General features: G+C 37.1%; 21 protein-coding genes, 3 pseudogenes and 1 riboswitch. Of the genes and pseudogenes, 10 read left to right on the top strand and 14 right to left on the bottom strand.

From position 1 onward, the window contains the following. Positions 1-66: 66 nt before the first annotated feature. The 5 genes and pseudogenes from L950_RS37215 to thiM all read right to left on the bottom strand — a co-directional run bounded on the left by L950_RS37215 (position 67) and on the right by thiM (position 4,925). Positions 67-1,738 (bottom strand): annotated as a pseudogene (locus L950_RS37215) (glycoside hydrolase domain-containing protein). 290 nt (positions 1,739-2,028) lie between these two features. Then, positions 2,029-2,679, bottom strand: a complete 651-nt coding sequence (tenA, locus tag L950_RS09135; protein WP_021188108.1) for a thiaminase II — start codon at positions 2,677-2,679, stop codon at positions 2,029-2,031. After that, a pseudogene (gene thiD / locus L950_RS37210) lies at positions 2,666-3,497 on the bottom strand (bifunctional hydroxymethylpyrimidine kinase/phosphomethylpyrimidine kinase). Before thiD ends, tenA begins: the two are co-directional and overlap by 14 nt. After that, positions 3,494-4,131, bottom strand: a pseudogene (thiE, locus tag L950_RS09125) (thiamine phosphate synthase). The pseudogenes thiD and thiE overlap by 4 nt, the downstream one beginning before the upstream one ends. After that, positions 4,131-4,925 (bottom strand): hydroxyethylthiazole kinase, encoded by a 795-nt coding sequence (gene thiM, locus L950_RS09120; protein ID WP_197086323.1) that lies wholly within the window; start codon positions 4,923-4,925, stop codon positions 4,131-4,133. The pseudogene thiE and the gene thiM overlap by 1 nt, the downstream one beginning before the upstream one ends. A 62-nt stretch (positions 4,926-4,987) precedes the next feature. Further along, positions 4,988-5,081, bottom strand: a riboswitch (TPP riboswitch). 452 nt (positions 5,082-5,533) lie between these two features. Here thiM and L950_RS09115 point away from each other — a divergent pair. The 4 genes from L950_RS09115 to L950_RS09105 are packed head-to-tail and all read left to right on the top strand — an operon-like array spanning position 5,534 to position 11,268. After that, positions 5,534-6,682, top strand: a complete 1,149-nt coding sequence (locus tag L950_RS09115) for an efflux RND transporter periplasmic adaptor subunit (protein WP_021188106.1) — start codon at positions 5,534-5,536, stop codon at positions 6,680-6,682. Between the two features lie 19 nt (positions 6,683-6,701). Continuing rightward, positions 6,702-9,857, top strand: a complete 3,156-nt coding sequence (locus tag L950_RS09110; RefSeq protein WP_021188105.1) for an efflux RND transporter permease subunit — start codon at positions 6,702-6,704, stop codon at positions 9,855-9,857. Continuing rightward, positions 9,857-10,384, top strand: a complete 528-nt coding sequence (locus tag L950_RS32550) for a TolC family protein (protein ID WP_231577013.1) — start codon at positions 9,857-9,859, stop codon at positions 10,382-10,384. The genes L950_RS09110 and L950_RS32550 overlap by 1 nt, the downstream gene beginning before the upstream one ends. Then, positions 10,294-11,268, top strand: a complete 975-nt coding sequence (locus tag L950_RS09105) for a TolC family protein (protein WP_231577012.1) — start codon at positions 10,294-10,296, stop codon at positions 11,266-11,268. The genes L950_RS32550 and L950_RS09105 overlap by 91 nt, the downstream gene beginning before the upstream one ends. A gap of 69 nt (positions 11,269-11,337) precedes the next feature. On the opposite strand, the gene L950_RS09100 is transcribed toward L950_RS09105, so the two are convergent. After that, on the bottom strand, positions 11,338-12,063 hold the full coding sequence (locus L950_RS09100) for a hypothetical protein (RefSeq protein WP_021188104.1): 726 nt from the start codon (positions 12,061-12,063) through the stop codon (positions 11,338-11,340). A gap of 390 nt (positions 12,064-12,453) precedes the next feature. On the opposite strand from L950_RS09100, the gene L950_RS09095 reads away from it, so the two are divergent. The 4 genes from L950_RS09095 (at position 12,454) to L950_RS09080 (ending at position 16,971) form a co-directional block, all read left to right on the top strand. Further along, positions 12,454-12,834, top strand: a complete 381-nt coding sequence (locus L950_RS09095; RefSeq protein WP_156169616.1) for a hypothetical protein — start codon at positions 12,454-12,456, stop codon at positions 12,832-12,834. Between the two features lie 91 nt (positions 12,835-12,925). After that, positions 12,926-13,786, top strand: a complete 861-nt coding sequence (locus tag L950_RS09090) for a DUF3347 domain-containing protein (protein ID WP_021188102.1) — start codon at positions 12,926-12,928, stop codon at positions 13,784-13,786. Between the two features lie 141 nt (positions 13,787-13,927). Then, positions 13,928-16,225, top strand: coding sequence for a multicopper oxidase family protein (locus L950_RS09085; protein WP_031287051.1), 2,298 nt, complete (start codon positions 13,928-13,930; stop codon positions 16,223-16,225). A gap of 284 nt (positions 16,226-16,509) precedes the next feature. Continuing rightward, on the top strand, positions 16,510-16,971 hold the full coding sequence (locus tag L950_RS09080; protein WP_021188100.1) for a ferritin-like domain-containing protein: 462 nt from the start codon (positions 16,510-16,512) through the stop codon (positions 16,969-16,971). A 41-nt stretch (positions 16,972-17,012) separates the two neighbouring features. On the opposite strand, the gene L950_RS09075 is transcribed toward L950_RS09080, so the two are convergent. Next, a complete protein-coding gene (locus L950_RS09075; RefSeq protein WP_132773833.1) occupies positions 17,013-17,267 on the bottom strand; it encodes a hypothetical protein in 255 nt (84 codons plus the stop codon). 117 nt (positions 17,268-17,384) lie between these two features. Next, positions 17,385-18,059: a 5'/3'-nucleotidase SurE gene (gene surE, locus L950_RS09070; protein WP_316930588.1), complete on the bottom strand. Its 675-nt coding sequence runs from the start codon at positions 18,057-18,059 to the stop codon at positions 17,385-17,387. 83 nt (positions 18,060-18,142) lie between these two features. On the opposite strand from surE, the gene L950_RS09065 reads away from it, so the two are divergent. Both L950_RS09065 and L950_RS09060 read left to right on the top strand, forming a co-directional pair. Beyond that, a complete protein-coding gene (locus L950_RS09065; protein ID WP_031287050.1) occupies positions 18,143-18,460 on the top strand; it encodes a diacylglycerol/lipid kinase family protein in 318 nt (105 codons plus the stop codon). Positions 18,461-18,510: 50 nt separating this feature from the next. After that, positions 18,511-19,050, top strand: a complete 540-nt coding sequence (locus L950_RS09060) for a diacylglycerol/lipid kinase family protein (RefSeq protein WP_031287049.1) — start codon at positions 18,511-18,513, stop codon at positions 19,048-19,050. 150 nt (positions 19,051-19,200) lie between these two features. Here L950_RS09060 and L950_RS09055 read toward each other — a convergent pair whose 3' ends face one another. From L950_RS09055 to L950_RS09035, 6 genes are all read right to left on the bottom strand, one after another. Further along, on the bottom strand, positions 19,201-19,587 hold the full coding sequence (locus L950_RS09055) for a response regulator (RefSeq protein ID WP_021188098.1): 387 nt from the start codon (positions 19,585-19,587) through the stop codon (positions 19,201-19,203). 71 nt (positions 19,588-19,658) lie between these two features. Then, entirely contained in the window at positions 19,659-20,222 is a 564-nt protein-coding gene (locus tag L950_RS09050) for a chemotaxis protein CheB (RefSeq protein WP_021188097.1), read from the bottom strand. 12 nt (positions 20,223-20,234) lie between these two features. Continuing rightward, positions 20,235-21,065 carry a CheR family methyltransferase gene (locus L950_RS09045; protein ID WP_021188096.1) on the bottom strand — a complete coding sequence of 277 codons (831 nt, stop codon included), beginning with the start codon at positions 21,063-21,065 and terminating at the stop codon, positions 20,235-20,237. Next, positions 21,066-21,437 (bottom strand): response regulator, encoded by a 372-nt coding sequence (locus tag L950_RS09040; protein WP_021188095.1) that lies wholly within the window; start codon positions 21,435-21,437, stop codon positions 21,066-21,068. It abuts the gene before it with no gap. 17 nt (positions 21,438-21,454) lie between these two features. Further along, positions 21,455-21,862: a response regulator gene (locus L950_RS29755; protein ID WP_021188094.1), complete on the bottom strand. Its 408-nt coding sequence runs from the start codon at positions 21,860-21,862 to the stop codon at positions 21,455-21,457. A 61-nt stretch (positions 21,863-21,923) separates the two neighbouring features. Further along, on the bottom strand, positions 21,924-24,932 hold a 3,009-nt coding region (locus tag L950_RS09035; protein ID WP_021188093.1), incomplete at its 5' end, for a CHASE3 domain-containing protein.

The raw sequence follows: 24,932 nt of genomic DNA, 5'->3' as shown, positions 1-24,932 counted from the left end.
TATTCCAGAGGGTTACAAATAATGATTATAGCAGTCGCAAAAACAAGTGCTAATATGAATTTACAATTAGTTTGTTATCTTAATCGATAGCTCATTCAATAGGGCCTTAGCTTCGTTTAGATTTGAATTCCAAACTTTAGTTCTTTCTGCACTATTTAACTTCTGGATCGCAGCTTCGAAACGCTTCAAATCCTCAGTCAATCCCTTCTCCTTAAGCGCTTTCTTGACGATTTGCACTTTTTCATAATCCTGAACACCTTCAAGTGTTCTTTCATAACGGATCGAGCTTCGCCCATTTGGATACACAATATAGGTATCACCTGCTGGCCAGGTACGGAATCGGGAATCTAAAATCGGGTTTTCTACCCATGAGTTGAATGCCCAATGCAATAATCCATCAAAATCAGCAGCTTCAGCATACCATCCCATGTAAGCAGACTCTGCAGGATCTGAAAACGTAAATTGATTTGGAAAATTATTCCCACAGTACACATAAAAAGTAGTGATCAAACCTCTTTTTTACGATCGAGCAGATCTTCATGAGAAAAGGGATGATTTGCGGCAATACTAATATCTTTACTGTCAGGATAGCGCTGATAGGTTTTCTGATTATCCGCATAAGAAACACCTAAAGTTGGTGCCACCTTTTTTAAAAGAGACAAAGCACCATCTACTTCTTCTTTTGTACGTTCGTCCATGGCGATATTTGTAATCCCCAACCAACCTTTTGAATCCAAATGTTTTACAAGGTCTTTTAAGAAAGGGGTCCATAATTCCTCAAATGCAGGTGTTCCTGGTTTTGCAACAACATTGACAACTTCATTTTTTGCTACATCGCGATAATGTATTTCATTATTCCATGGGACAATCGAATAAATATTGATCATTTTTTTAATGCCTAGGTCCATCATAAACTGAATCCAACGGTCAAATACTTTATAATCGTAAGCCCAAGTACCATCTGCATTTTTGTTCCAAACAATCATGTCAGCATACGGGTCATAAGTCTGCACATTCCATGGATCTTTGTTCATGGTTGCAGTGATCACTTTCTGTCCTGCATCAGCTAACATTTTCATAACAGGTTTCATAGCTTCAAAATGGGCATCACTCCACATTTCTAATCCATGCACACGTGCTACAGCCGACGGATGTTGCCATTGATCCAAATGGAAGACCCATTCACTAGGCTTTGGCAATATATTTTCTAAAACAGTAACTTTCAATGTTAATTGGTCAGTAGTCTTTCCTTTACTCTCGATGCGCACTTTTGCTTGATATTCTCCAGGGGTAGCATCACTCGGGATCTTCACCGTGAGCCAAACAGGACGTGCTTTGCTAGCTTCAAGATCGAATGCTGTTAGATCATCTAACATATCTGGTGATAATGAAGAAGCAAAATCCTCTTTCTTCCGATATCCACAGCCAGCGGCAAATTCATCAGTCATTACATAGCGAACGAAACGTGCTGAAGCAACATTTGAAGACATTTTAGCCCCCTTTGTACCTTTGAAATCTGATATAGTCACCTTGACATCCGGCGCAGCTCTTTCGTCCATAATAACACTTGTGATGAAACCCTTTCTCCACGCCATCCGACTATAGCATCGCTAGACTTCTTCTCTAAATCAGGAACCAGGGATTTAGGATAACGCTTATCTATTGTTACGAACGAGCTATGTAAGCCCTTTTTAACCGTGGACCAGTCAGACAATGCATCTTTCGTTGGATCCGCCATTTCTTGAAAATTCACCATTTCAAAGGCAGGTGTCTGTGCCTTTGCCGTTTGTACACTCCATAGCATTCCGACAAGAAGTGCTGACGCTAAAGTTTTATTCTTAAAGCTCATATTTATATAACTTATTTTTTCAATTCAGATTTACCATAAGGATGTGATTACTTTTTAAACAAGAAAATTTAATAAGTAATCACAAAATATATTTTCACAATATGAAGCAAACTAATTAAATTTTAAGATGTATACAAATGCTAAACAAGAACAAACGTTTGCTCATTTTTATCAACACGTTAATTCCAGACCTTTTGATCGTAAGCGGCTTCCCAAAATTGATACTCCAGTCTAGATGCTAAAACAAATGCTTCACTCATCTTACTACGAATAGCATCAGTCGTATTTGCGGCTACTTGATCGCACATAGCAATTGCTTGCCGTACAGAAATAGCAAAATCTTCTCCTCCGTATGTATCAATCCATTTTTGGTAAGGATTATCAACTATTTTTTCTTGTCTAGCAATATATTCTCCCACTTCTTTATATATCCAAAAACAAGGTAAAGTTGCAGCCATCCCAACCTCTATAGGATCTAGCGCTGCTGTACTTTTTAGGTAATGCACATAATGATGGCAAACAGGCTGAATATCACCTTTCTCGGTAACACCAAAATCTTTAAAATAAGAGTCGTGCAAGGCATTTTCGACAACAATTGCATTTTCTCCAAAACGCATATAGGATAGCGCATCTTGAACATCATGTGCCCGAGCACCAATAAGGGCTAATGCTCGACCAAAATGTTCAAGATAAAGCGAATCTTGAGCCATGTAAAATTGAAATTTTTCTTTCGGCAAATTTCCTGTCGTAAGTTCCTTTATAAAAGGCATGTCTAATATACACTGATATTCATCTGAAATACTATTCCAAACCTGTTCAGACCAATTCATATTTAATTTGTTTTTGAGGATTAAAAAAATGATTTAAAGGACCGTTGCCCATCCCTAATTGTACATCTGACCCTTGCTCTATTGCATTAAAAACATAATTTTGTGCTAAAGAAACGGCTTCAGATATTGTATTCCCCTGTGCCAGATAAGCGGCTATTGCAGATGATAGTGTACAACCGGAACCATGGGTATTCTTCGTTTTAATTTTTTTACTTTTAAATATTTCCGGTTGGCTATTCTTATCAAATAATATAGATTGAAGCGTATCTTGTTCCAGATGCCCACCCTTTACCAAGACACGCTCACAACCTAATGCAAGAATTCTTTCCCCTGCAGCGTACATATCTTCTAATGTTTCTACTGTCACCTTGGCCAGTATACCTGCTTCATCCATATTAGGTGTAATCAAATCTGCTAAAGGAAATAGTAGGTCGATCATTGCCGCAATAGTTTCTTCCTCAATAAGTTTGTGGCCACTGGTAGCAACCATAACAGGATCAAATACAAGGGGTACTTTTATATTTCTGAAGCGTCTGTGCGATCGTAATAACCAATTGTGGTGTATGCACCATTCCTATCTTTATGGCATCAGGAAAGACATCGTCCATAATAGATTCAATCTGATCTGCTACAGCTTCAAGTGCTATGGGATAAATCTTGCGCACACCCATCGTATTTTGTACAGGCAGTGCTGTCAATACGGAAGTAGCATAGCATCCTAATGCTGAAAAAGTTTTGATATCGGCTTGGATTCCGGCTCCCCCACTGCCATCGAAACCTGCGATCGTCAGCGTACTTGGATAACGGTATTTTTTCATTTCAAAATTTCATTTTTAAGTTCATAAGCTGCTTTTTCCGGATCTTCACTTCCACATATAGCAGATACTACAGCTAAACAATCGGCACCAGCCTGTATAACACGACGAGCATTTTGTATGTGAATATTGCCAATAGCAACCAGCGGTTTGTCTGTTCGTTGTCGAATATTCACAATACCTTCTAAGCCCCATTCTGTGATGGTATCCTTTTTGGTTTCAGTATTGAATACAGGCTGATACCCAAGTAATCGGATAATGGAATCTGCTCATTTTTCAACTGTTCAAGATTTTCAATAGAATAACCGACCAGAGGTCTTGGGCTATACCAAGCTTTTCTAATATGACTAGGAGAAATATCATGGTTACCTACATGAATACCAGCCGCACCCAATTCTTGGGCCACTTCAAGATTATCATTGATGATTAAAGGAATCCCATATTTGTCAGTGATCTCTTTCAATTGGTGGGCTTTTGCCAAGTAAAGACGGGTCGTTAGCTCTTTTTCTCGAAGCTGTATAATATCTACACCACCAATAATAGCGCGCTCCGCAACATGAAGATAATTTATTCCACGACAATCCTGCTCTGAAATCACAAGATATAACTGATAAGGAAAAGAAGTATCGAAATCCATTATATGCTAAATTTTAATGTATTCCCAAATTCAGTTTCAGTGATGTTATATAGCTTATCAAGAAGTTTAACCTGCAGACTACCCGGTCCATCACTTTCCTTTTCAGCTAGTTCTCCAGCTACTCCCATGAGAGCCATTGCAGCAGTTACTGCCTCTGTTTTATTGGCTATTACAGCTATAAAGGCTCCAACAATCGCACTTGCAGAACATCCTAACCCGGTTACCTTTGTCATCAAAAGATGTCCATTTTTTAGATGAATCTCCTGACTCCCAGAAATCACAATATCAGTTTCGCCAGAAATACAAACAACGGAACCATATTGTCGATGAAGATCTAATGCGGCTTTAACTGCTTCACCACTTTGAGAAGTACTATCCACTCCTTTCGTCTTTATAAGATTAGATTTGTTTAGTGCAATAATTTCAGATGCATTACCTCTTATGACAGTTGGTTTTTCACGAAGCAATTCTTTTAGAATATGATCGCGATAAGATGTCGCCCCCGCTCCAACAGGATCTAAAATCCAAGGTTTCCCTAATTGAGAAGCAGTATTTGCAGCCAATAACATAGATTCTGACCACACTTCATCTAATGTTCCTATGTTAATAACAAGTGAATCGCTGATCGTGACCATCTCGACTACTTCAGATTTAGCATGAGCCATAATAGGTGAAGCTCCAACAGCCAATAAGGCATTGGCAGTATTATTCATGACGACAAAATTAGTAATGTTATGTACGAGTGGCGATTGTGCTCTTACTTGTTGGATATGCATCCAAAGTGTTTTCTCCATATTCATTTCATTTAATAAAAGATTGAATGCTTTAGGAAAAAACCACATACAAAACAGCACAGGTGTACTGTATTGCTTTTCCCTACGTCGGTATTAGCCGTGTCAGGTTCAAAGGGACTCTCTCAATTCTTTTTTAGAATACCCCTAAAGCATAACAAAGATATAAAATATAAACATTCATTCCCATCGCATGAACATTGACATTTTGAAATAATAATTATTATGTTGAGTTTATCTATAAAAAATCACATGACATAATTGTAAAAAAACACAACACATTGATTGTTTTGACATTAAAAACCATTCTGATCACAAAAAATTCCATCAACAGAAAGCAATAAATTACAAAACTGCTGTTACATGAAATAAAAATAATATAGCTGTTGCTCTCGATAATTTTAAATTTAACATCCTAATTGTTACTAGACTTAATTCTAATTTTATCGTATTAAAACAAAAACAATCGGCTATACTTACCAATTTACATCGTGATGATTCAGTAGATCACTATTTCGGTTCAGAAGCTATTTTCACCAGTTCAGTCAATTATTTCTTTCTTAAACCATCTAATCTTCTGTTATTTGTATTTGAAATTTTAATCATAAAAAATGGTAAAGCAAGAATTCAAAGCAACAAACAATTTCAATCTATATACAGCCGTATTTGCTTTCGGTTTATTATTTATTTCATGTGGCGGACAAAAACAAGATGGATCGTATGAACAACAAGCTGTTCCTGCTGATTTCATTGAGCTAAAAGAGTCTCCGACTACGATTGTAGAAACTTATCCTGGTACCATAGAGGGAACAGTCAATGTCGATATTAGAGCACAAGTTTCCGGTTACCTAGAAGTGACATATGTGAAGGAAGGACAATATGTACAAAAGGGGCAATCACTTTTTAAAATTAAAAGTGATGTCTTCAATGAGCAGGTGAATAACAGTAAAGCTTCGTTACAATCGGCACTAGCTGCACAGGCAAATGCACAGATTGAATTAGAAAAAATAAGACCTCTAGTTCAGGGAAAGGTTGTTTCAGACCTACAGCTAAAAACTGCACAAGCGCAATATGATGCAGCAAGTGCTCAAGTGGCACAAGCCAAATCAGCAGTGAGCTCTTCACAGTTAAACGCTGCCTTCGCAATTATCAAAGCACCAGTAAGTGGATATATAGGCCGTATTCCGAGTAGGGTCGGAAATTTGGTCACACCTTCTGATGTCAATCCATTGACAAGTTTATCTGAAATCGATCAGGTATTTGTTTACTTCAACCTCAATGAAGCAAAATTTATTGCTTTTATGAATGATAGAAAAACAGATGCCGGAATGAACACGGTAGAGATTATCATGGCCGACGGTAACAAATATAATCAAAAAGGTCAGGTTGAAATTGCAAGTGGTAACATTGATCGTAACACAGGAACGATATCACTAAAAGCGGTATTTTCAAATCCAGATAAAATTTTACGCTCAGGAGGTGCAGCGCGAGTGGTTTTAACTAAAAGTCTGAACAGTGCAATCAAGCTACCTATGGCAGCAGTGAAAGATATTCAAGACAAATTTTTTGTTTATGTCCTCGCTGACAGCAATAAAGTGGCAATGAAACCTATTGAAATAAATGGTAGAACAGGTGCAGATTATATCATCAAATCCGGCGTAAAAGCGGGCGATAAAATAGCCGTAAATAGTATTGACCAATTAACAGAAGGAATTGTAGTTCAACCTAAAGTAATCAGTCAAGACTCATTAAAAAATTAATTTTTAGACGAGTATCAACATGTTAAAAAAGATTATAGATAGACCAGTAATGGCCACCGTTATTTCGGTTGTGCTATTAATATTGGGTGTTATAGGATTATTAAGACTTCCTGTAACAAGATTTCCAGATATATCTCCACCCACCGTAATGGTTTCGGGGAGTTATCCTGGTGGGAACAGTGAGGCCGTGATCCGCTCAGTGGTAACACCACTGGAAGAGCAGATCAATGGTGTGGAAAACATGCAGTATATCAAGTCTACTGCAAGTAATGATGGTTCTTTTTCCATTTCCATTATCTTCAAACAAGGTGTCAATCCTGATCAGGCCGCTGTAAACGTGCAAAACAGAGTACAGCAAGCAACGCCGATACTTCCAGAGGAAGTAATCCGGATGGGGCTTACGACCTCAAAACAACAGAACAGTATGATCATGATCTTCAACGTGTATACGGATGATAATGAAAAATATGATGAGTTGTTTCTTCAAAACTATGTCAACATCAATGTCATACCACAGATTAAACGTGTACCCGGTGTAGGTCAGGCACAGGTTTTTGGTTTAAAGGACTATTCAATGCGTGTTTGGCTCAATCCGCAGAAAATGGCTTCTTATGGTTTAGAACCTGCAGATGTAAGTAGAGCCATCGGCACTCAAAGTTTAGAGGTGGCACCCGGTAAATTGGGTGAAGAATCGAATGCTGCACTGGAGTACGTAATGCGTTATAAAGGTAAAAAAAGCCAACCTCATGAATATGAAAATATCGTTGTTAAACGTGATGGTGAGCTTTTGGTACGCTTAAAAGATGTAGCTCGTATAGAATTTGGTTCTCTTAGTTATAGTGGAAATACAACTATGAGCGGTAAAAACTCAGTTACTGTTGCAATTCTGCAAACTACAGGATCTAATGCAAATGACATCGAAATCGGTGTACGCGATGTATTAAAGAGTGCTTCCAAAAACTTTCCTCCTGGCGTAGACTATACCAGTTTGATGAGTACAAAAGAGCGTTTGGACGAAGCAACAGGCCAGGTGAAATCTACTTTGATTGAAGCATTTATTCTGGTATTTATCGTCGTATTCTTGTTTTTACAGGACTTTAGATCGACTATTATACCTGCAATTGCTGTACCGGTAGCGATCATAGGAACATTTTTCTTTCTGCTTGCTTTTGGTTTCACAATAAACGTACTGACACTCTTTGCACTTGTACTTGCAATCGGTATCGTCGTCGATGATGCCATCGTGGTCGTCGAAGCCGTCCATAGTAAAATGGAAGGCACAAACATGACCGGAAAAGAGGCAACTCATAGTGCTATGGGTGAGATCACGGGTGCAGTTGTATCGATTACTTTAGTTATGTCTGCGGTATTTATACCGATCGGATTTATGACAGGTTCTGCAGGTATTTTTTATAAGCAGTTTGCCTATACATTGGCGATTGCAATTATTATATCGGCGGTTAATGCGTTAACCCTTACTCCTGCCCTTTGTGCCTTATTATTGAAAAATAATCATGCCGAGGGTCATCATGGAGAAGTCGAAAAGAAAGGATTTGGAAAACGATTCTTTACTGCATTTAATGCTGGATTTGAGAATTTAACAGGTAAATATATCAAAGGATTACGGTTCTTAATTGTTAAAAAGTGGATCGGTGCAGGTTTAGTTATTGTGATTACTGCACTAGCAGGCTGGATGATGATCAGTACACCAAAAAGCTTTGTTCCGATGGAAGATGATTCATTTATTATCTTCAGTTTAAGTATGCCTCCGGGTACCGCCTTAGATCGGACAACTGCCGCTGCTGCACGTATAGATGATATGTTGGAAAAAGAAGAATCAGTACAGAATAGTACCATTATTACAGGCTTCAACATTCTATCAAATAGTGCCAGTCCAGCATATGCTATGGGTTTTATCAAGTTGAAAGATAAGAAAGATCGTGGTGCGGAGAAAGATATTGATGTGATTTTAGGAAATCTAACAGCAAAGTTTGCAACTGTTAAAGAAGCAACTATAATGGCCTTTAGAAGCCCTCCAATAGACGGATATGGGGTTACAAGCGGTGCCGAAATCGTATTACAGGATAAAAGTGGAAAATCGCCAGAAAAACTGAAAAAGATGTCCGATGAGGTTATCGGACAAATTATGCAACAACCAGGGGTACAATTTGCTTATACAACATTCCGTACCGATTTCCCCCAACTTGAACTTGAAGTTGATGAGGATAAAGCGCAACAAATGGGTGTCGAAATCAGTAACATGATGAACGTAATCCAGACCTATTTCGCAGGTGATCAATCCATGAACTTTACACGATTTGGTAAATTCTACCGTGTCAACGTAAAAGCTGATGGAATATTCAGAACAGACGAAAATTCGTTTAATGAAATATTTGTCCGTAATGACCAAAATCAAATGGTTCCTGTGAAATCACTGGTTACACTACATAAGGCGTATGGTCCAGAATCCTTAAGTAGATACAACTTATTCAATGCGCTGACCATTAGTGTAGTGCCTCTACCCGGCGCCAGTAACGGAGAAATCATGGATAATCTGGAAAAAAATGTATTAAGCAAGTTGCCGTCAGACTACGGTTACGAATGGACTGGCTTAAGTTTAGAGGAAAAGTCAGCAGGAAATCAAACGTTAGTTATCTTATCGTTGTGTCTCCTATTCGTTTACTTTTTATTAGCGGCACAGTATGAGAGTTACCTTTTACCACTTGCAGTATTGCTATCTATTCCAACAGGTATTATTGGTGCATTTGCATCGATTAAAGCCATCGGATTGGATAATAATATTTATGTACAGGTAGGATTGATTATGCTTGTGGGATTATTAGCTAAAAATGCAATCTTAATTATTGAATTTGCCGTACAACGGCGAGCTGCAGGTTATTCTATTGTAGAGTCTGCCATTGAGGGTGCAAAATCAAGATTACGTCCTATTATCATGACATCTCTAGCTTTTATTGCTGGTATGATTCCATTAATGTTTGCTACGGGCGGATCTGCAATGGGTAATAGATCGATCAGTACGGGCGCCGCAATAGGGATGCTTTCAGGCGTAATATTAGGTGTGTTTGTCATACCGATCCTTTATATACTCTTTCAATATCTTCAGGAAAAGGTATCGGGTAAAAATAAAAATCAAAAAATTCAAAGTGTTGAATAATGGCATTATCTATAAATAATATAATTTACGGTATTGGAGTGGCAACTTTGTTGTCCTCATGTTCTGTAAACAAAAAATATAGTCGTCCAGAGTTGGAGACTCCACAAAGTTATAGGAATACGGTTGAGGTGACAGGTGATACCATTAGTTTGCCCTATAAAACTTTCTTTAAAGATACTTATTTGACGGCTTTGATCGATAAGGCACTTGATAAGAACAAGGATATATCGATCGCTATGATGAGTCTCCGTCAGCTGGATCTTTCCTATAAACAGGCAAAACTGGGACTTCTTCCAACAGCTGATCTTTCGATATCTGCTGCACGAAACTACCTATCAAAAAGCTCTTTGAACGGTTCTTTGAGTGAGCAGTTTACAGGAAATCAACACATGGACGATTATTCTGCTTCTCTTAATATTTCTTGGGAAGCGGATATATGGGGGAAGTTGCGTTGCAAAAAGAATCTGCAAGAGCAAGCTTCTTCATGCAACGTGAAAATTTATCAGCATTGCGAACACGTATTGTAAGTCAAGTCGCACAGGCTTATTACAATTTGATTACTTTGGATGAGCAACTTAAAGTTGCTTCGCGAAACATTGCTTTGAGCGATACGACTTTGCACATCATAAAACTTCAGTTCGAGTCTGCGCAAACCAATTCACTGGCGGTGGATCAAGCTGAAGCCCAGAAGAAAACTGCTGAATTATTGGTACCCCTTGCTAAGCAAAACATCGCACTACAAGAGAATGTACTGAGTATTCTTTGTGGGTCTTTTCCAGATAGCATATCACGAGCAAACACAATGGATACGACACCCTTTGTGAAAAGCTTTCCAATAGGTGTTCCTGCCGATATGCTCAGTAGACGTCCTGATGTTAGAGCTGCAGAATATGCTGTGGTAGTTGCTAACGCAGGTACTGGTCTTGCAAAGGCTCAGATGTATCCTTCTTTGAGATTAACTCCTTCTATTGGAACAAATTCATTCCAATTTGAAAATTGGTTTGATTTACCTGGTTCATTAGTAAAGAATATTGCTGGTAACATTACCCAACCTATTTTTCAAAATAAGAAGTTAAAAACAGCTTATGAAATAGCAAAAATCGAACAGGAAAAATCTGCCGAACAATTTCGTCTGGCAGTCATGACTGCTGTGAGTGAGGTATCTGATGCTTTAGCAAAAAGAGAGTACGCAAGCCAACGTATTACACTGATAGAACAGAAAAAAACGGCATTGCAAAAGGCTGTTAGTGATGCAATGTTGCTGTATAGAAGTGGAATGGCAACATATCTTGAAGTTATCACTGCACAGAATAACTCCCTTCAAAATGATCTAGAGGCCATTTCGATTCAAAAAGAACAATTTGATGCTTCAACAGATCTTTATCGTGCATTGGGTGGAGGAACAGAATAAATAATCATAGCATATCAAAAAAAAGGATCGACATACAATCGATCCTTTTTTTTGATAGCATAATATCCCCTATCTTACCCTTGTATCAATCCAAAACAGATCATGCATAGGCAAGACATCTTGTGGCGCAATAAGATTGTAGATTAATTCGTCAGTATCACCAGAAATATGCCAGGTATGATCATCTCCCCGAACAGCCAATACTTTTAAAATAGCATCTTCATCACAGACCCAAATATCAGATTCTACGACTGCGACATTGTGCATCATAAACCACTTATGTGCTTGAGTAGCATCAAGACAGATTAAAGATCGAGTCAAAGACTCCAAATCATTCATTCCTACAGCAACATGTTCAGGATAATGTAATTGCAGATAGTCCAGATACATACTATGATCCCCAGTATGCAGCGCATAATTACGGATAATCAATCTTTGCGGGTCGAATGAAAAATCATAAACTTCCGGATTGGCTACAAATTGATAATATTGATTATAGATGTGAAGCCGTTGGTTCAGTCTTAAATAATGATCATCCTCAATAAATACCTCCCCATCAAGCTGCTCATCTTCCGCATTTAACAAAGCATCTTCAATAACAAGGACAGCCGGTTCCTGAAAACTCAATACATTTGTTTTACTATCTAGCTGTAGCAGATAATCCCATACATTGGGCACACTGATCGGATACCAGGTAGGGTTCTCATCATCAATCCTATTCTTAGAGGTTAATATATTATATCCTTTTGACTGCAGGTCTAACAGGATGGATCTGGTCAGAGTAGCAAACTGCATAACGTGATCTTTAGGTTGTTCAACTTAATTTATTAAAAAAAACAAAACACGAACCATTGCAGATCAGATGTTTAAGATTAAACACATAACTGATAAAGTTGTTTTAGTAAAGTAGGTTGGTTAGATAATGAGATCAGAATAAATCTAGAAACCAGATATTTCAGGCATCAATTTTTTTAATAGTTTTTAAGAGATTAAAAAACAATACAAATATCAACTTATAATTTTCTGTTTTTAATATTGTTCAATGTAAAATTTCCATGGCTGAAGAAGCTAGCAGTAATTATATGTAAACATTTAAAATGATACCATAGCTATTACAGAAAATAAAAATTACCATCATATCGCTAAATAATACAATTAATTTATAAATTTGTAATATTGAAGAATTTGAAGACTCATATTGGTATTATCTTGTTAATCTGTCTTGGCTTTTTATTGTTGCCAAGTACGGGCTATTCCTGTGAAAAGGATAGTACTAAAAAGCAACATACTTCAACTGCGCACGAACAGCACACTACCCATTCAAAAACAAATAATACCTGTTCAGATAATACTTCTAAAAAAGCTGATCACGGAGACTGCAACCATAGCAAGTGCGATCATGTAACATGTAGATGCCTCTCTTCTTCTTGTTCCGTTTTCTTAACCATTCCATTTGATATAAATCTGAAAGAATTTTCTTTTGTTGCCAAACAAAAATTCGGATTTCAGCAAAATAATTATTATTCGGAATTTTCAAACATCTGGTTACCTCCCAAAATAGGTTAAAAAGGGCCCTTAATGCCCAAAGTACGTCTTATCAAAAGCTATAATCAGCTTTTGAAAATCCTTAATTTATATTATTTTAATTATTAAAATCATGAAATCTATATCAAAAATATTGGTAGTAATCACTGTATTATTATCATCTATAAATACATATGCCCAAATTAATAATACAAAAACTGAAACCGTCAATATCTATGGAGAATGTGACATGTGTAAAAAAACCATTGAAAAAGCAGGAAATAGCAAAAATGTCGCTCAGGTAGAATGGAATGTTGATACAAAAAAAGCTATAATCAGTTATGATACTCAAAAAACGAGTAGAGAAGAAATCTTAAAGCGTATTGCCTTAGCAGGTTATGACAGCGAAGATTTTCTAGCTCCTGCGGATGTATATATAAAGCTTCCTGAATGTTGCCAATATACAAGAGAATTAAAGACTGGCACCAAAACTGATGCCATGCAGCTGAAAGATCATAATGAGATGTCCAATCATGCAACGCATGAGGCAACCACAAAAAGCAAAAATCCATTGCAGGCAGTTCTTGATAGCTATTTTTCGGTCAAAGATGCTTTAATAAAGACTGACGCGACAGCTACCTCCACCCAAGCAACTGTCTTACTTTCGACTGTTAAAGCAGTAGATATGAATACACTATCTTCTAAAGAACATGATGTATGGATGAAAGGAATCAGTGACTTAACTGCTCATGTAGAAAGTATTTCCAAATCTAAATCCGTTCCAAAACAACGTGAATTATTTGCAAATGTTTCCAAAACAATTTATGATCTAGCAAAAGTATCTAAATTGGAGAGTCCTATTTACTACCAGCACTGTCCGATGTTTAACGCAGGAAAAGGTGCACATTGGTTGAGTAAAGATAGTGACATCAAAAACCCATACTTTGGTTCTAAAATGTTGACTTGTGGTAGCACAGTGGAAACGTTGAATTAATAAATACAGTTCTAAAATAAGATAGACAACGTATATCATATTCTTATATGCTATATGTAACTATTAAATGCAGAAAAAACAAAAATACTTATTCACTGGTTAAAACATCAGGAATAACTTCCACTAAAAAATAAATAAACAATGTATATAGCTAAGCATGTATCTATAAAAGCGTTACAGACATTGATTATGCTCATTTGTGCAACAACTGCGTTTGCACAAAAAGTTGTCAAATATGACCTTTATGTTCGAGATACCATTGTCAATTTTACAGGGAAAGAAAAACGGGCAATTTCGGTTAACGGACAAATTCCTATGCCCACTCTTACATTTACAGAAGGTGATACTGCCGAAATTGTGGTGCATAACCAACTAAAAGAAAATACATCTTTACACTGGCACGGCATATTTTTGCCTAATAAAGAGGATGGAGTACCCCATCTTACCCAAGAACCGATAAAACCCAATACAACATATACCTATCGCTTTCCTATTATCCAACATGGTACACATTGGTATCACTCCCATTCGGGTTTACAGGAACAGATCGGTATGTACGGCAGTCTCATCTTGAAAAAAAGAAGTGATGATAAAACTTTCAGAAAAGGAATTGACGATTTACCTACTATACCAATTATATTGAGTGAATGGACAGACCTAAATCCGGATAACATACATAGAATGCTGCATAATGCGAATGATTGGGCCGCCATCAAAAAAGGTGCTACCCAATCTTATGCCGAGGCTATTAAAGAAGGCCACTTTAAAACTAAAGTCAAAAATGAATGGAAACGTATGATGGCTATGGATGTAAGTGATGTGTACTACGATAAGGTTTTAATGAACGGGAACGAGTTCTCCAATCTAGAAAAAATAGATAATAAGACTTTGAAAGCAGGAGACAAAGTTCGTCTTCGCATACCAAATGGTGGTGCATCATCCTATTTTTGGCTTCGTTATGCAGGAGGTAAAATAACCGTTGTAGCCAATGATGGTAACGATGTAGAACCTGTAGAAGTAGATCGATTAATGATTGCAGTATCTGAAACTTATGATATTGTACTCACAATCCCTAATGAAGGCACTTCGTATGAATTCATGGCCACTACAGAAGATAGAACAAAATCAACAAGTTACTTTGTAGGAAACGGGAAAAAACAGCTTATATCTCCATTACCTCGCCTTAAATATTTTGAAGGCATGAAGATGATGAATGACATGATGAAAATGAACGGGGATCTGGATGATATGGGCATGAAGATGAGCCTGAACCAAATGGATATGAACGTAGTTATGTATCCTGAAATATCTGGTGATAAGACAAAAAAAGAATCTGGTGACAAAACAAAGAAAGAGGATCATAGTCAACATGGCTCCCATAAAATGACCGATGATAAAGATCGGTATAATGCCAATGCTTTAGCAGATATTGTAACGCTAAATTATGCAATGCTCAAATCTCCTTATAATACCACCCTGCCAAAAGAGGCGCCGGTAAGAGATATTAAATTTACCTTAACCGGAAATATGAACAGATATGTCTGGAGTATGGACAATAAAGTGTTGGCTGAAAGTGATAAAATTCCGGTAAAGAAAGGTGAAATATTACGCATCACCCTCTACAATAACTCCATGATGAGACACCCAATACATCTGCATGGGTTTGATTTTAGAGTAATCAACGGTAAAAAAGAAAATGCACCGCTGAAAAATGTTATTGATGTCATGCCCATGGAAGTCGATACTATTGAGTTTTTAGCTAACGAAGAGGGGGACTGGTTTTTCCATTGCCATATTTTATACCACATGATGGCGGGCATGAATAGAGTGTTTGAAGTTGGCGATTATAAAAATCCGTTACTCCCAGACAAAGAAAAGGCCTATAAAGCGTTACAGAAAGAAAGTAATATGGCCCACTTCATGGTGCAAAATGATTTCGCGACTAACGGTAATGACGGTGGTGCAATGATACAAAATGCCAGATGGTCATTAGGAACAGAATGGCGATTGGGCTATAATGATATGCATGGATATGAAGTAGAGACCCATTTAGGCCGATACATCGGAAAAATGCAATGGTTTATGCCATTTGTAGGTTTTGATTGGAGATATAGAAGAATGGGTGAAGACGAGCATGAAAAAAACATCTTTGGACAGGTTAATAAGAAAGATGTCAGAAGGGCTGTCAGTGCCGGATTTATGTATACGCTCCCTATGCTCGTAAATTTTCAAGCTGAAGTATATCATGACGGAATAGTACGCTTACAATTAATGCGCGAAGACATTCCTATTTCACCCAGATTAAGAGGTGGTTTTATGGTCAACACAGATCTAGAATATATGGGTGACCTGACATATGTAATCAATAAAAATATGGGTATACGTACGCATTACGATAGTGATATGGGCTGGGGATTCGGTTTATCATTAAACTATTAAAACTGATTTATTTCACATAATATGCTGTATCGTTAATGAGGAAACAAAAAATACGGTACAGCTGAACGTATAGATAAAGGGTCTAATTTTCATTAGACCCTTTTCGTCAAAGATTTATAGTTACTTTATCAGTAATCCCCCGGCTTAACGCATCTTGACAAATGCTCTGTATCTTTTATTTTTGTTTTAGAAAAATATCAGCAAATAAGAGCATTAAACTCAACGGAAAACTTTTTAAGGGATCAGTTTGTTCCTCTAATAGTTGTATTTCTAAAAAGTAAATTATGTATACAGATACTGTAACCGCAGGAATTTTAATAGATTTGATTCAGATTAACAACGACAGAATCGAAGGCTATACCTTAGCATTAGAAAACCTAAAAACAAATCGTGATAATGACTTACGCTCACTATTCGAAGATTATATCCAAGAAACCATCCTGTTCAACTCCGAGCTTGCTCCATTTACCATTGTCGATGGCGAAGCTCCAACAATTCCCCCGCGCATCTCCGGTAAATTGCATCGCTTCTGGTTAGATCTGAAAGCAACATTAAGTGGTCATGATCGTAAACAGATTCTCGAAGAATGTGAACGTGGTGAAGACGCAAGTAAAAAAGAGTATGAAAAGGCTTTAAAAGAAGCCCCAGATCTTCCTATAGCTATCGTCACTATGATTCGAAATCATGCAGAAAAGCAAAAAAAGGCACACGATCAGATTCGCACCCTCAGAGATGAAGCAGATTAAGCGTTGCATTAGATAAAACGAACAAAGCTTCTTTAAGTCTATTAATGACCTACGGTATCTGTAGGATTCTCCCGATCAAGATTATTGAGAGGAAGACCTGATTTACCATCCTTAACATCAACAGTTGAGTCCCCCACTCTACTGCGATGCAGATTATCAAGAGGAAGCCCTTTTAATTGCTGATGAACTGTATCTAGCGTATTATTTAGATCGGAATTATTTTTCATATTCTCGCCACAAGACGAAAAGAAAACGGCATTCATAATCAGTATTAAAGCAATATTTAAATTTCTCATTTTCATTTATATATTTAATGTACATCAGCATTTAAATAAATAGCGCGATTGATAATAATATTACCTATTTTTCTCCAAGCCTTTTCAAAAGCGTTGCTTCATCCGTCAAATCCAATCTCAATGGCGTAATAGACACCATATCATGCTCCACAGCCATCTGTCTGTACCTTCATCAGCTGGCTCTAGTGGAGATACCGTAAACCAATAGTGCTTTCGTCCCAATGGGTCCGTTCCGGGTATAATTGTACCATCATATAATCGCACAGACTGTCTCGTCCAGATGATTTCTGTTGGCTTTTCAGGAAAATTAACGTTATAAAGAGCCAATTCCTTATCCGCCAACAGAAGCGCCAATGTTTTCTCTACAAAGGGTTCTAGCGCTTCAAAGTCAGGTTCTGTTTTTCCCACAGGTGTACTCAGTGCGATCCCCTTAATACCAAACAAGACGGCCTGTTTGGCGGCCGCCAAAGTTCCCGAATGCCACATCGAATTACCTAGATTAGGTCCCATATTAATCCCTGATAAAACCACATCAACATCATTCCATAAATGTATGCCCATGGCAACGCAATCTGCTGGAGTTCCGTTTACGCGATAAGCCTCCACATCTTCAAATACAATCGGAGATTTTTTATAACTCAATGGTCTAGAATGTGTGACTGCATGTCCCATCGAAGACTGCTCAACATCTGGTGCCACTAATTTTACCTGTCCAAATTTCCGAGCCACTTTTGCTAGAGATGCAATACCTGGACTATAAATACCGTCGTCATTTGTTATTAAAATTCTCATAGTTTCTATCGTTTCTGCAAATAAATATTTTATATAAATAACAACAAATGGATAAGCTAAATGTTGTTATATAAATTAAATCTATGGAACAAGCAATCTTATTACACAATCCGGGCGCAGGCGATGAGGATCATTTAAAATCTGATTTAATAACATTAATTGAACAGGAAGGTTATGCTTGTGTATACTTTTCGGTAAAAAATGGAGATCAATGGATTCATCAAATTGATCAAGCAGATTTTGCTGTAATAGCCGGTGGCGATGGAACCGTAAGAGGAGTCGTTAAGGAATTGGTGAAAAGAAATTCACTTGAAAAGAAAATCCCTATCACCATATTACCGATGGGGACTGCTAATAATCTGTCCATAGCATTGGGGATTGACAGTACCAAAAAAATCTAGATCATATCAAAAACTGGAAAAACAGTAAGCGACAGCGTTTTGATGTAGGGGTGATTAAAAATGCTGATACGACAGATTTCTTCTTAGAGGGCGCTGGATATGGTGTTTTTCCACACCTAATCCAGAAAATGGAATCCGTTGATAAAAGTAAAGTTGACACCGCAAAAGATGAACTAAAATTAGCTTTAGAAGTCCTTCATGAAATTATTACGACTGCTAAAGCTGAAAAATTTTGGATAAAAGCCGATGATAAAATCTACGAAGGCAAATGCTTGTTACTTGAAATTATGAACATTCAATCCGTGGGTCCTAATCTAATATTATCACCAGAAGCGGTGACAGATGATGGTCTTTTCAATGTCGTATATGTAGATGAGGCACAAAGATCAGATTTCGCTGCTTTTATTAAGAAAAGATTAAACGGAGAAGAAGTTACATTTGACTATAAAAAATTTGAAGCTAAACAGCTTACCATTGATTGTGAGAGTACCTACATGCATATAGATGACGAACTGGTACTGCCGCTCAAGAATGTTGCAATATTGGAAGTAAGAGAAAATGTCCTTGAGTTTCTTGTTCCGCAATCATAGGTAAACACCTACATTAGAACCCTTTACAACTCGCAGGAGATAAAAATTAATGAACAATAAATAAATGTTTTAAAAAATATAGAGTTGAACTAAAAAAGGATCCTGAACAAGTAGGATCCTTTTTTAGTTCATATTGAATAAGCCATTCATTTAAACATTTAAATCTGATTTCGCTAAGTTCAACATAGATTTAACGGCATTTTCAAGATCATCCAAATTAAACGGTTTCTCGAGATAACTGTCAGCACCCGCTTCTTCTGCTAATAGCTGAATATCATTATTCGCAGATACGTATATAACAGGAATATGATTGAAATCTGGATGCTGTTTAACAAGTTGAGTAGCTTTGATACCACCAATCTCAGGAATCCAGTTATCCATTAAAATAACATCAGGTTTAACAGCCGTTACTTTTTCAATAATATCATGTGATGTCTCAGATGTAGCCACCTGATATCCATAATTTTCTAAAATAATGGTGCAAACTTCCAAGATGTTCACATCATCATCAAAGAGCAATATAGTCTTATCTTTCATCGTAAATCAAAGTATAGGAAAACGTTAATAAGGTGCTAATATAATAAAAAACTAACGCAAGGCTAGTTGCGTTAAATACGCAATTGATTGATATAAGACGCAATTTCGGATGGTTTTAATACCAGATCTACCGCCATAGACAATAGGGCTTGCTTAGGCATATAATCTATTTCTGCTGTCTCTGGATCCTGCACTAAGATAGTTCCTCCATATTTTTTAATTTCTTTCAATCCATTTACACCATCAGCATTTGCTCCCGATAATAGCACTGCAACCGCATTTTCCTTAAAGGTTTCTGCAGCTGATCGAAATGTAATATCGATAGAAGGACGTGAAAAATTTAATTTTTCTGAAAAGTCTAAGGATACCTGAGTTTGATTTTCAAACAGCATATGATAGTCAGGTGGAACGATATAAATACTCCCGGGAAAAATAGTCATCTTATCCTCCACCTCCATAACCGGCAATTTACTGCTATTAGCTAATAATTTATTGAGTACAGATCCAGGGTAAGATTTACGGTGCAAAATGATAACAATAGGAAATGATAAACCCATATCAAGTTGAGGCAATACCTCTAGTAATACTTTGATACTTCCTGCTGAACCTCCGATTACGAATATTGAATCACCCATTTAAAACGAGAATTATGATGAACGTGTTTTCCTCCAGATTCGTTCATCGTTAATTTGTTTATATTTTTTCTCCAAATTAGAAAAACGAATAGTTTCCTTAGACCCCAATGCCAGATATCCTAACGTATCTAAGCTTTCATCAAATAAATCAAAAACACTGTTCTGTAAATCCTTGTCAAAATAAATCAGCACATTCCGGCAAAGGATTAGCTGAAATGCATTGAAAGAGGTATCCGATACTAAATTGTGTGTTGAAAAGATCATTTTATCTTTTAAATCACCGTTAAACTTTACAGAATCGTAATTAGCGGTATAATATTTAGAAAAATCCTCTATCCCTCCAGACTGAATATAATTCTCTGAATACTGTTGCATTTGACTGATGGGAAACATTCCACTACTTGCCCGCTCTAAGACTCCAGGATTTATATCAGTGGCATAAATCAATGATTTATGATATAAATTGGCCTCCTTAAGCAAAATTGCAATCGAATAGGCCTCCTCTCCAGTAGAACAGCCCGCTATCCAGATCCTTATAAAGGGATAAGTACCTAACCGTGGAAAAACATCCTCGCGTAAAGCCTTATAAAAATTTGGATCACGAAACATTTCGGTGACGTTGACGGTAATTTCCTCAACAAAACGTTGCAGATATTCCGGATCGCTTATCACCCGATATCGCAGTTCTGCAAAGCTTGTAAATTTATCGATCAGACATAGTCGATTCAATCGCCTTTTCAATGACGCTTTACTATATTGTGTAAAATCATAACCATACCGTTCTGCCACATCTGTCAAAAGCAACTCGATATCCTCATTTTTTATAATACTCGGTTCCCACATCTAACTATTCTGTTCAATTATACCTATTAATAGATCTAAATCTATTGGTTTTGGCACATAAGCACGAGCACCAGCATCCAAACACTTCTCACGATCTCCCTGCATAGCTTGAGCTGTTACTGCAATCACGGGAACATGACCATAAGTTTCAGATGCCCCAATCACCTGAATAGCTTCATAACCATCCATATCGGGCATCATCATATCCATTAAAACAATCTCAATATCGCTATTATTAGCCAATAATTCAAAGCCTTCTTGGGCACTATTACAGGAAAGTGACTGATATCCTCGCGACTTTAAAGCCAATCGCAATGCGAAGATATTGCGATTATCATCATCAATAATCAATACTAACTTAGCTTTCTTCATCACCTATTTTTATGCTCTTAATTATCATATAACCATACGCGGAGTAAAGATAACAGTTGGTCAGTATCAACCGGCTTAGATATATAATCAGAAGCACCTGCTACAATACACTTTTCCCGATCACCAGTCATTGCTTTTGCAGTAACAGCCATGATTGGTAATTTTGAATATTTCGGATTTTTTCGCATTAGCCTGATCGTTTCATAACCATCCATTTCTGGCATCATCATGTCCATCAGAACGATCGATACATCCGGATTATTTTCTAGCTGTACCAAAGCTTCCTTCCCATTTGTAGCTGATATAACATTCATCTGGTACTTTTCTAATGCTTTTGACAATGAAAATATGTTCCTTACATCATCATCTGCGATCAAAACCTTCTTTCCTGTTAACACTTCACTCAGAGAACCTAGCTTATTCACTTTTCTTTTCTGTGCGTCAGCAGAATTTCTTCAACTAAGTGAAGAAAAAGTCCTACCTCATCTAAAATTCGCTGGTAAGAATGGGCCGTTTTAATAACAATAGAATCTGCGTATTGTTTAATTTTGACCTCCTCTGCATGTGACAGATTTTTCCTGTAAAAATAATAATAGGAAGATTTTCCAAACCCTTATTATTTTTGATTGCTTCTAAAGTTTCATAACCAATCTTATCAGGCACCCCCATATCCAAAATCACACAATTGGCGCCATCCGAACTTAATGCTTGAACACTTTCATCAACATTTGTCTTAATTTCGGCAGTAATATTAAAATTGCTCAAAAAATAAGAAAGTGCTGAAGCATGTTTAGGATTCTCTTCAACAATCAGAACCTTTCTTGGGTAACGCGTTAGCGCATCCTCTATTTTTTTAAACATGATCCCGATCTGCTCAACGGCAACAGGTTTATTAATAAAATCTATAGCACCTTTGAGTAGACTTTCTTTTTTGACCTGAAGTGAAGACATGATATGAACAGGTATGTGTCTAGTAAGTGGATTGCTTTTTATTTCATCCATAACCTGCCAGCCATCTTTTATAGGCAACTGAATATCCAACAAAATAGCTAAGGGCAAATAGCGAGCAGCAAATTCTGCAGCAATATCTCCTCTTACCACAACTACCCCTTTATAATTCTGTTTACGTGTATATTTGAGCAAAGCCTTCGCAAATGCAGTATCATCCTCCACAATAAGAATAACTTTATCTCCTTTTACAATATGATCGCGATCATCTTCGACTTCTTCAGGAATAGTATAAACTATATTAGGAGAAACTGCTTCACCAACGATACTCTTCATTTCATCTATATCAGAAGCAATGATATCGATCAATCGCTCAGACGATGGTTTTATTACGTCAGAAGTTTTGCTTTTCGGAATAAATAGTTTGAAGACACTACCCTCTCCTTCTTTACTAGTCAATAAAATCTTACCACCAAGGAGGCGCGCTATTTCCCTGCTGATAGAAAGTCCCAATCCAGTACCGCCAAATTTTCTCCGTGTTGAACCATCAGCTTGTTGAAAGGCTTCAAAGATAATTTTCTGCTTGTCATCAGCGATACCAATTCCAGTATCCTTAACCTCAAAAATCAAATTCTCAGGATGGTCTATATCTTCAGAAATTGATAAACTTATCTTACCCTCCGACGTAAATTTAACAGCATTTGATAACAGATTTCTTAAAACCTGATCCAGTCTTAAACGATCGGTCTCTATCGTATCAGAAATATTTGAATCAATAGATATATCAAAAGAAAGGGATTTTTCCTTGATTAATGGTAAAAACAGATTCTGCAGATCATGCGTTATATCTTGTAATTTCACATCTTGATAGTCAAGTTCCATTTTACCTGATTCGATCTTAGAAAGATCTAAGATTTCATCTATTAAACTTAATAAACTTGTTCCTGAACTCTGAATAACTTTTGCTGATTCAATTTGATCTTCATTCAAATTACCGTCCGTATCCTCAGACATCAATCGTGATAAGAGAAGGATAGAATTAAGCGGAGTTCTAAGTTCATGTGACATATTCGCCAAAAATTCCGATTTATATTTTGTGCTCAGCGCTAGCTCTTCAGCTTTCCGCTGTATCTCTAGATTACGCTCGGCGATAAGATGGTTTTTTTCTTCAAGAGATTTGGAACGTTCCTCCAATTCGTGATTGGACTGTACAAGTTCTTCCTGCTGGACTCTCAATTCTTCTTCAGATGATTGTAATTTTTGAGTCTGCGCCTCGAGCTCCGTGTTTAAATTTTCCAATTCAGCATGTTGTGCCTGCAGTTCTTCCGTTTGCGTTTGCGTTTCTTCCAGAAGTTGCTGTACCTGATCACGGCTTTTCGCTGCAGCTATCGCAATCCCTATATTTCGGGTTGCTTCAATAAAATAAGGTAGTTTTACATTTTCTACAGCATTGATCGATCCCAATTCAATAACACCTATACAATGATAATCCGCAAAAACAGGCAATAAAAGCACATTATCGATACGAAATTGACCGCTGGCAAAACTCACGACATAATCACTGTTCGATAGATTTTCAAATCGTTTAACTTTTCCTTCCTTAAAAACCTGACCAATCATACCTTCTCCTGGCGATAGGGACTTTACCATACGGTCTTCTAAACCATATGCATTTTTAAGCACAATACGATCTTGATCCCAAAGGTAAAAAGCACCATTGGTACAATTTCCATAGCTAATTAGCTGGTTTAAAGCATCGGATATTAAGATTTGTTCTGTTTTATTTCCAACAAGAGTTTCATTTAGCTGAGCCAGACCTGTTTGTCTCCATTCATTATTATTTAAGTCATCAAATGATCGTTTTAAAGCATCAGCCATTTGATTCAAAGAGCCTCCCAAACTTCCTAAATCATCTTGTTCCGTATCATTCACATTGACCGTATAATCACCGCTAGCTATTTGATTTGCTATACGTTGCGTAACTTTTAATCTCCTGCTGATTTCTTCATCTTTATTTGTCAAAGACTTTTGTAACTCTTCGCGCTTAATAAAATCTTCTCGAATACGTAAATAAAAAACTATGGTGATCAACAACGAAACAATAGCCGCAATAACGACAAATATAGAGGTATAAAACGACGATTTATTGAGCTCATCAGACCTTTTATTCAGGAGAACCTCTTCAGAATCAATAAACCGGGCAATAATAGCACGGCAACTATCCATGTATTGCTTACCCTCTTCCAATTGTGCTAAAGAGACCTCTCCTCCCTTTCGTTTTATTGAAATAAGATTAGTCAAAATCCCAAGTCTTGATGTCACTAAAGTGGATAGACTATCCGCTACTTGACTTTGTTCATGATTATCAGTCACAAGTTCTTTTGTCAAGATTAGCGCTTGAGGTAAAGATTTTTGACTATTAATATAGGGTTCTAAAAAAGTTTCTTTTCCGGTAAGATGAAACCCCCGTTGACCGGTCTCGGCATTTTGCAGATCATTTAAGATTTTATTTGCTGATGCAATAACGCGCCGACTATGATCAACTTT

Origin of the sequence: Sphingobacterium sp. IITKGP-BTPF85 (assembly GCF_001006065.1) — a bacterium.
Classification (GTDB): domain Bacteria; phylum Bacteroidota; class Bacteroidia; order Sphingobacteriales; family Sphingobacteriaceae; genus Sphingobacterium; species Sphingobacterium anhuiense.
This window is presented reverse-complemented; position numbering and strand designations above follow the sequence as displayed.

Bases quoted from the DNA above. Each gene is read 5' to 3' on its own strand.
- tenA (WP_021188108.1), bottom strand. From the start codon at position 2,679: ATGAATTGGTCTGAACAGGTTTGGAATAGTATTTCAGATGAATATCAG.
- thiM (WP_197086323.1), bottom strand. From the start codon at position 4,925: ATGGAGAAAACACTTTGGATGCATATCCAACAAGTAAGAGCACAATCG.
- L950_RS09115 (WP_021188106.1), top strand. From the start codon at position 5,534: ATGGTAAAGCAAGAATTCAAAGCAACAAACAATTTCAATCTATATACA.
- L950_RS09110 (WP_021188105.1), top strand. From the start codon at position 6,702: ATGTTAAAAAAGATTATAGATAGACCAGTAATGGCCACCGTTATTTCG.
- L950_RS32550 (WP_231577013.1), top strand. From the start codon at position 9,857: ATGGCATTATCTATAAATAATATAATTTACGGTATTGGAGTGGCAACT.
- L950_RS09105 (WP_231577012.1), top strand. From the start codon at position 10,294: ATGGGGGAAGTTGCGTTGCAAAAAGAATCTGCAAGAGCAAGCTTCTTC.
- L950_RS09100 (WP_021188104.1), bottom strand. From the start codon at position 12,063: ATGCAGTTTGCTACTCTGACCAGATCCATCCTGTTAGACCTGCAGTCA.
- L950_RS09090 (WP_021188102.1), top strand. From the start codon at position 12,926: ATGAAATCTATATCAAAAATATTGGTAGTAATCACTGTATTATTATCA.
- L950_RS09085 (WP_031287051.1), top strand. From the start codon at position 13,928: ATGTATATAGCTAAGCATGTATCTATAAAAGCGTTACAGACATTGATT.
- L950_RS09080 (WP_021188100.1), top strand. From the start codon at position 16,510: ATGTATACAGATACTGTAACCGCAGGAATTTTAATAGATTTGATTCAG.
- L950_RS09075 (WP_132773833.1), bottom strand. From the start codon at position 17,267: ATGAGAAATTTAAATATTGCTTTAATACTGATTATGAATGCCGTTTTC.
- surE (WP_316930588.1), bottom strand. From the start codon at position 18,059: ATGAGAATTTTAATAACAAATGACGACGGTATTTATAGTCCAGGTATT.
- L950_RS09065 (WP_031287050.1), top strand. From the start codon at position 18,143: ATGGAACAAGCAATCTTATTACACAATCCGGGCGCAGGCGATGAGGAT.
- L950_RS09055 (WP_021188098.1), bottom strand. From the start codon at position 19,587: ATGAAAGATAAGACTATATTGCTCTTTGATGATGATGTGAACATCTTG.
- L950_RS09050 (WP_021188097.1), bottom strand. From the start codon at position 20,222: ATGGGTGATTCAATATTCGTAATCGGAGGTTCAGCAGGAAGTATCAAA.
- L950_RS09045 (WP_021188096.1), bottom strand. From the start codon at position 21,065: ATGTGGGAACCGAGTATTATAAAAAATGAGGATATCGAGTTGCTTTTG.
- L950_RS09040 (WP_021188095.1), bottom strand. From the start codon at position 21,437: ATGAAGAAAGCTAAGTTAGTATTGATTATTGATGATGATAATCGCAAT.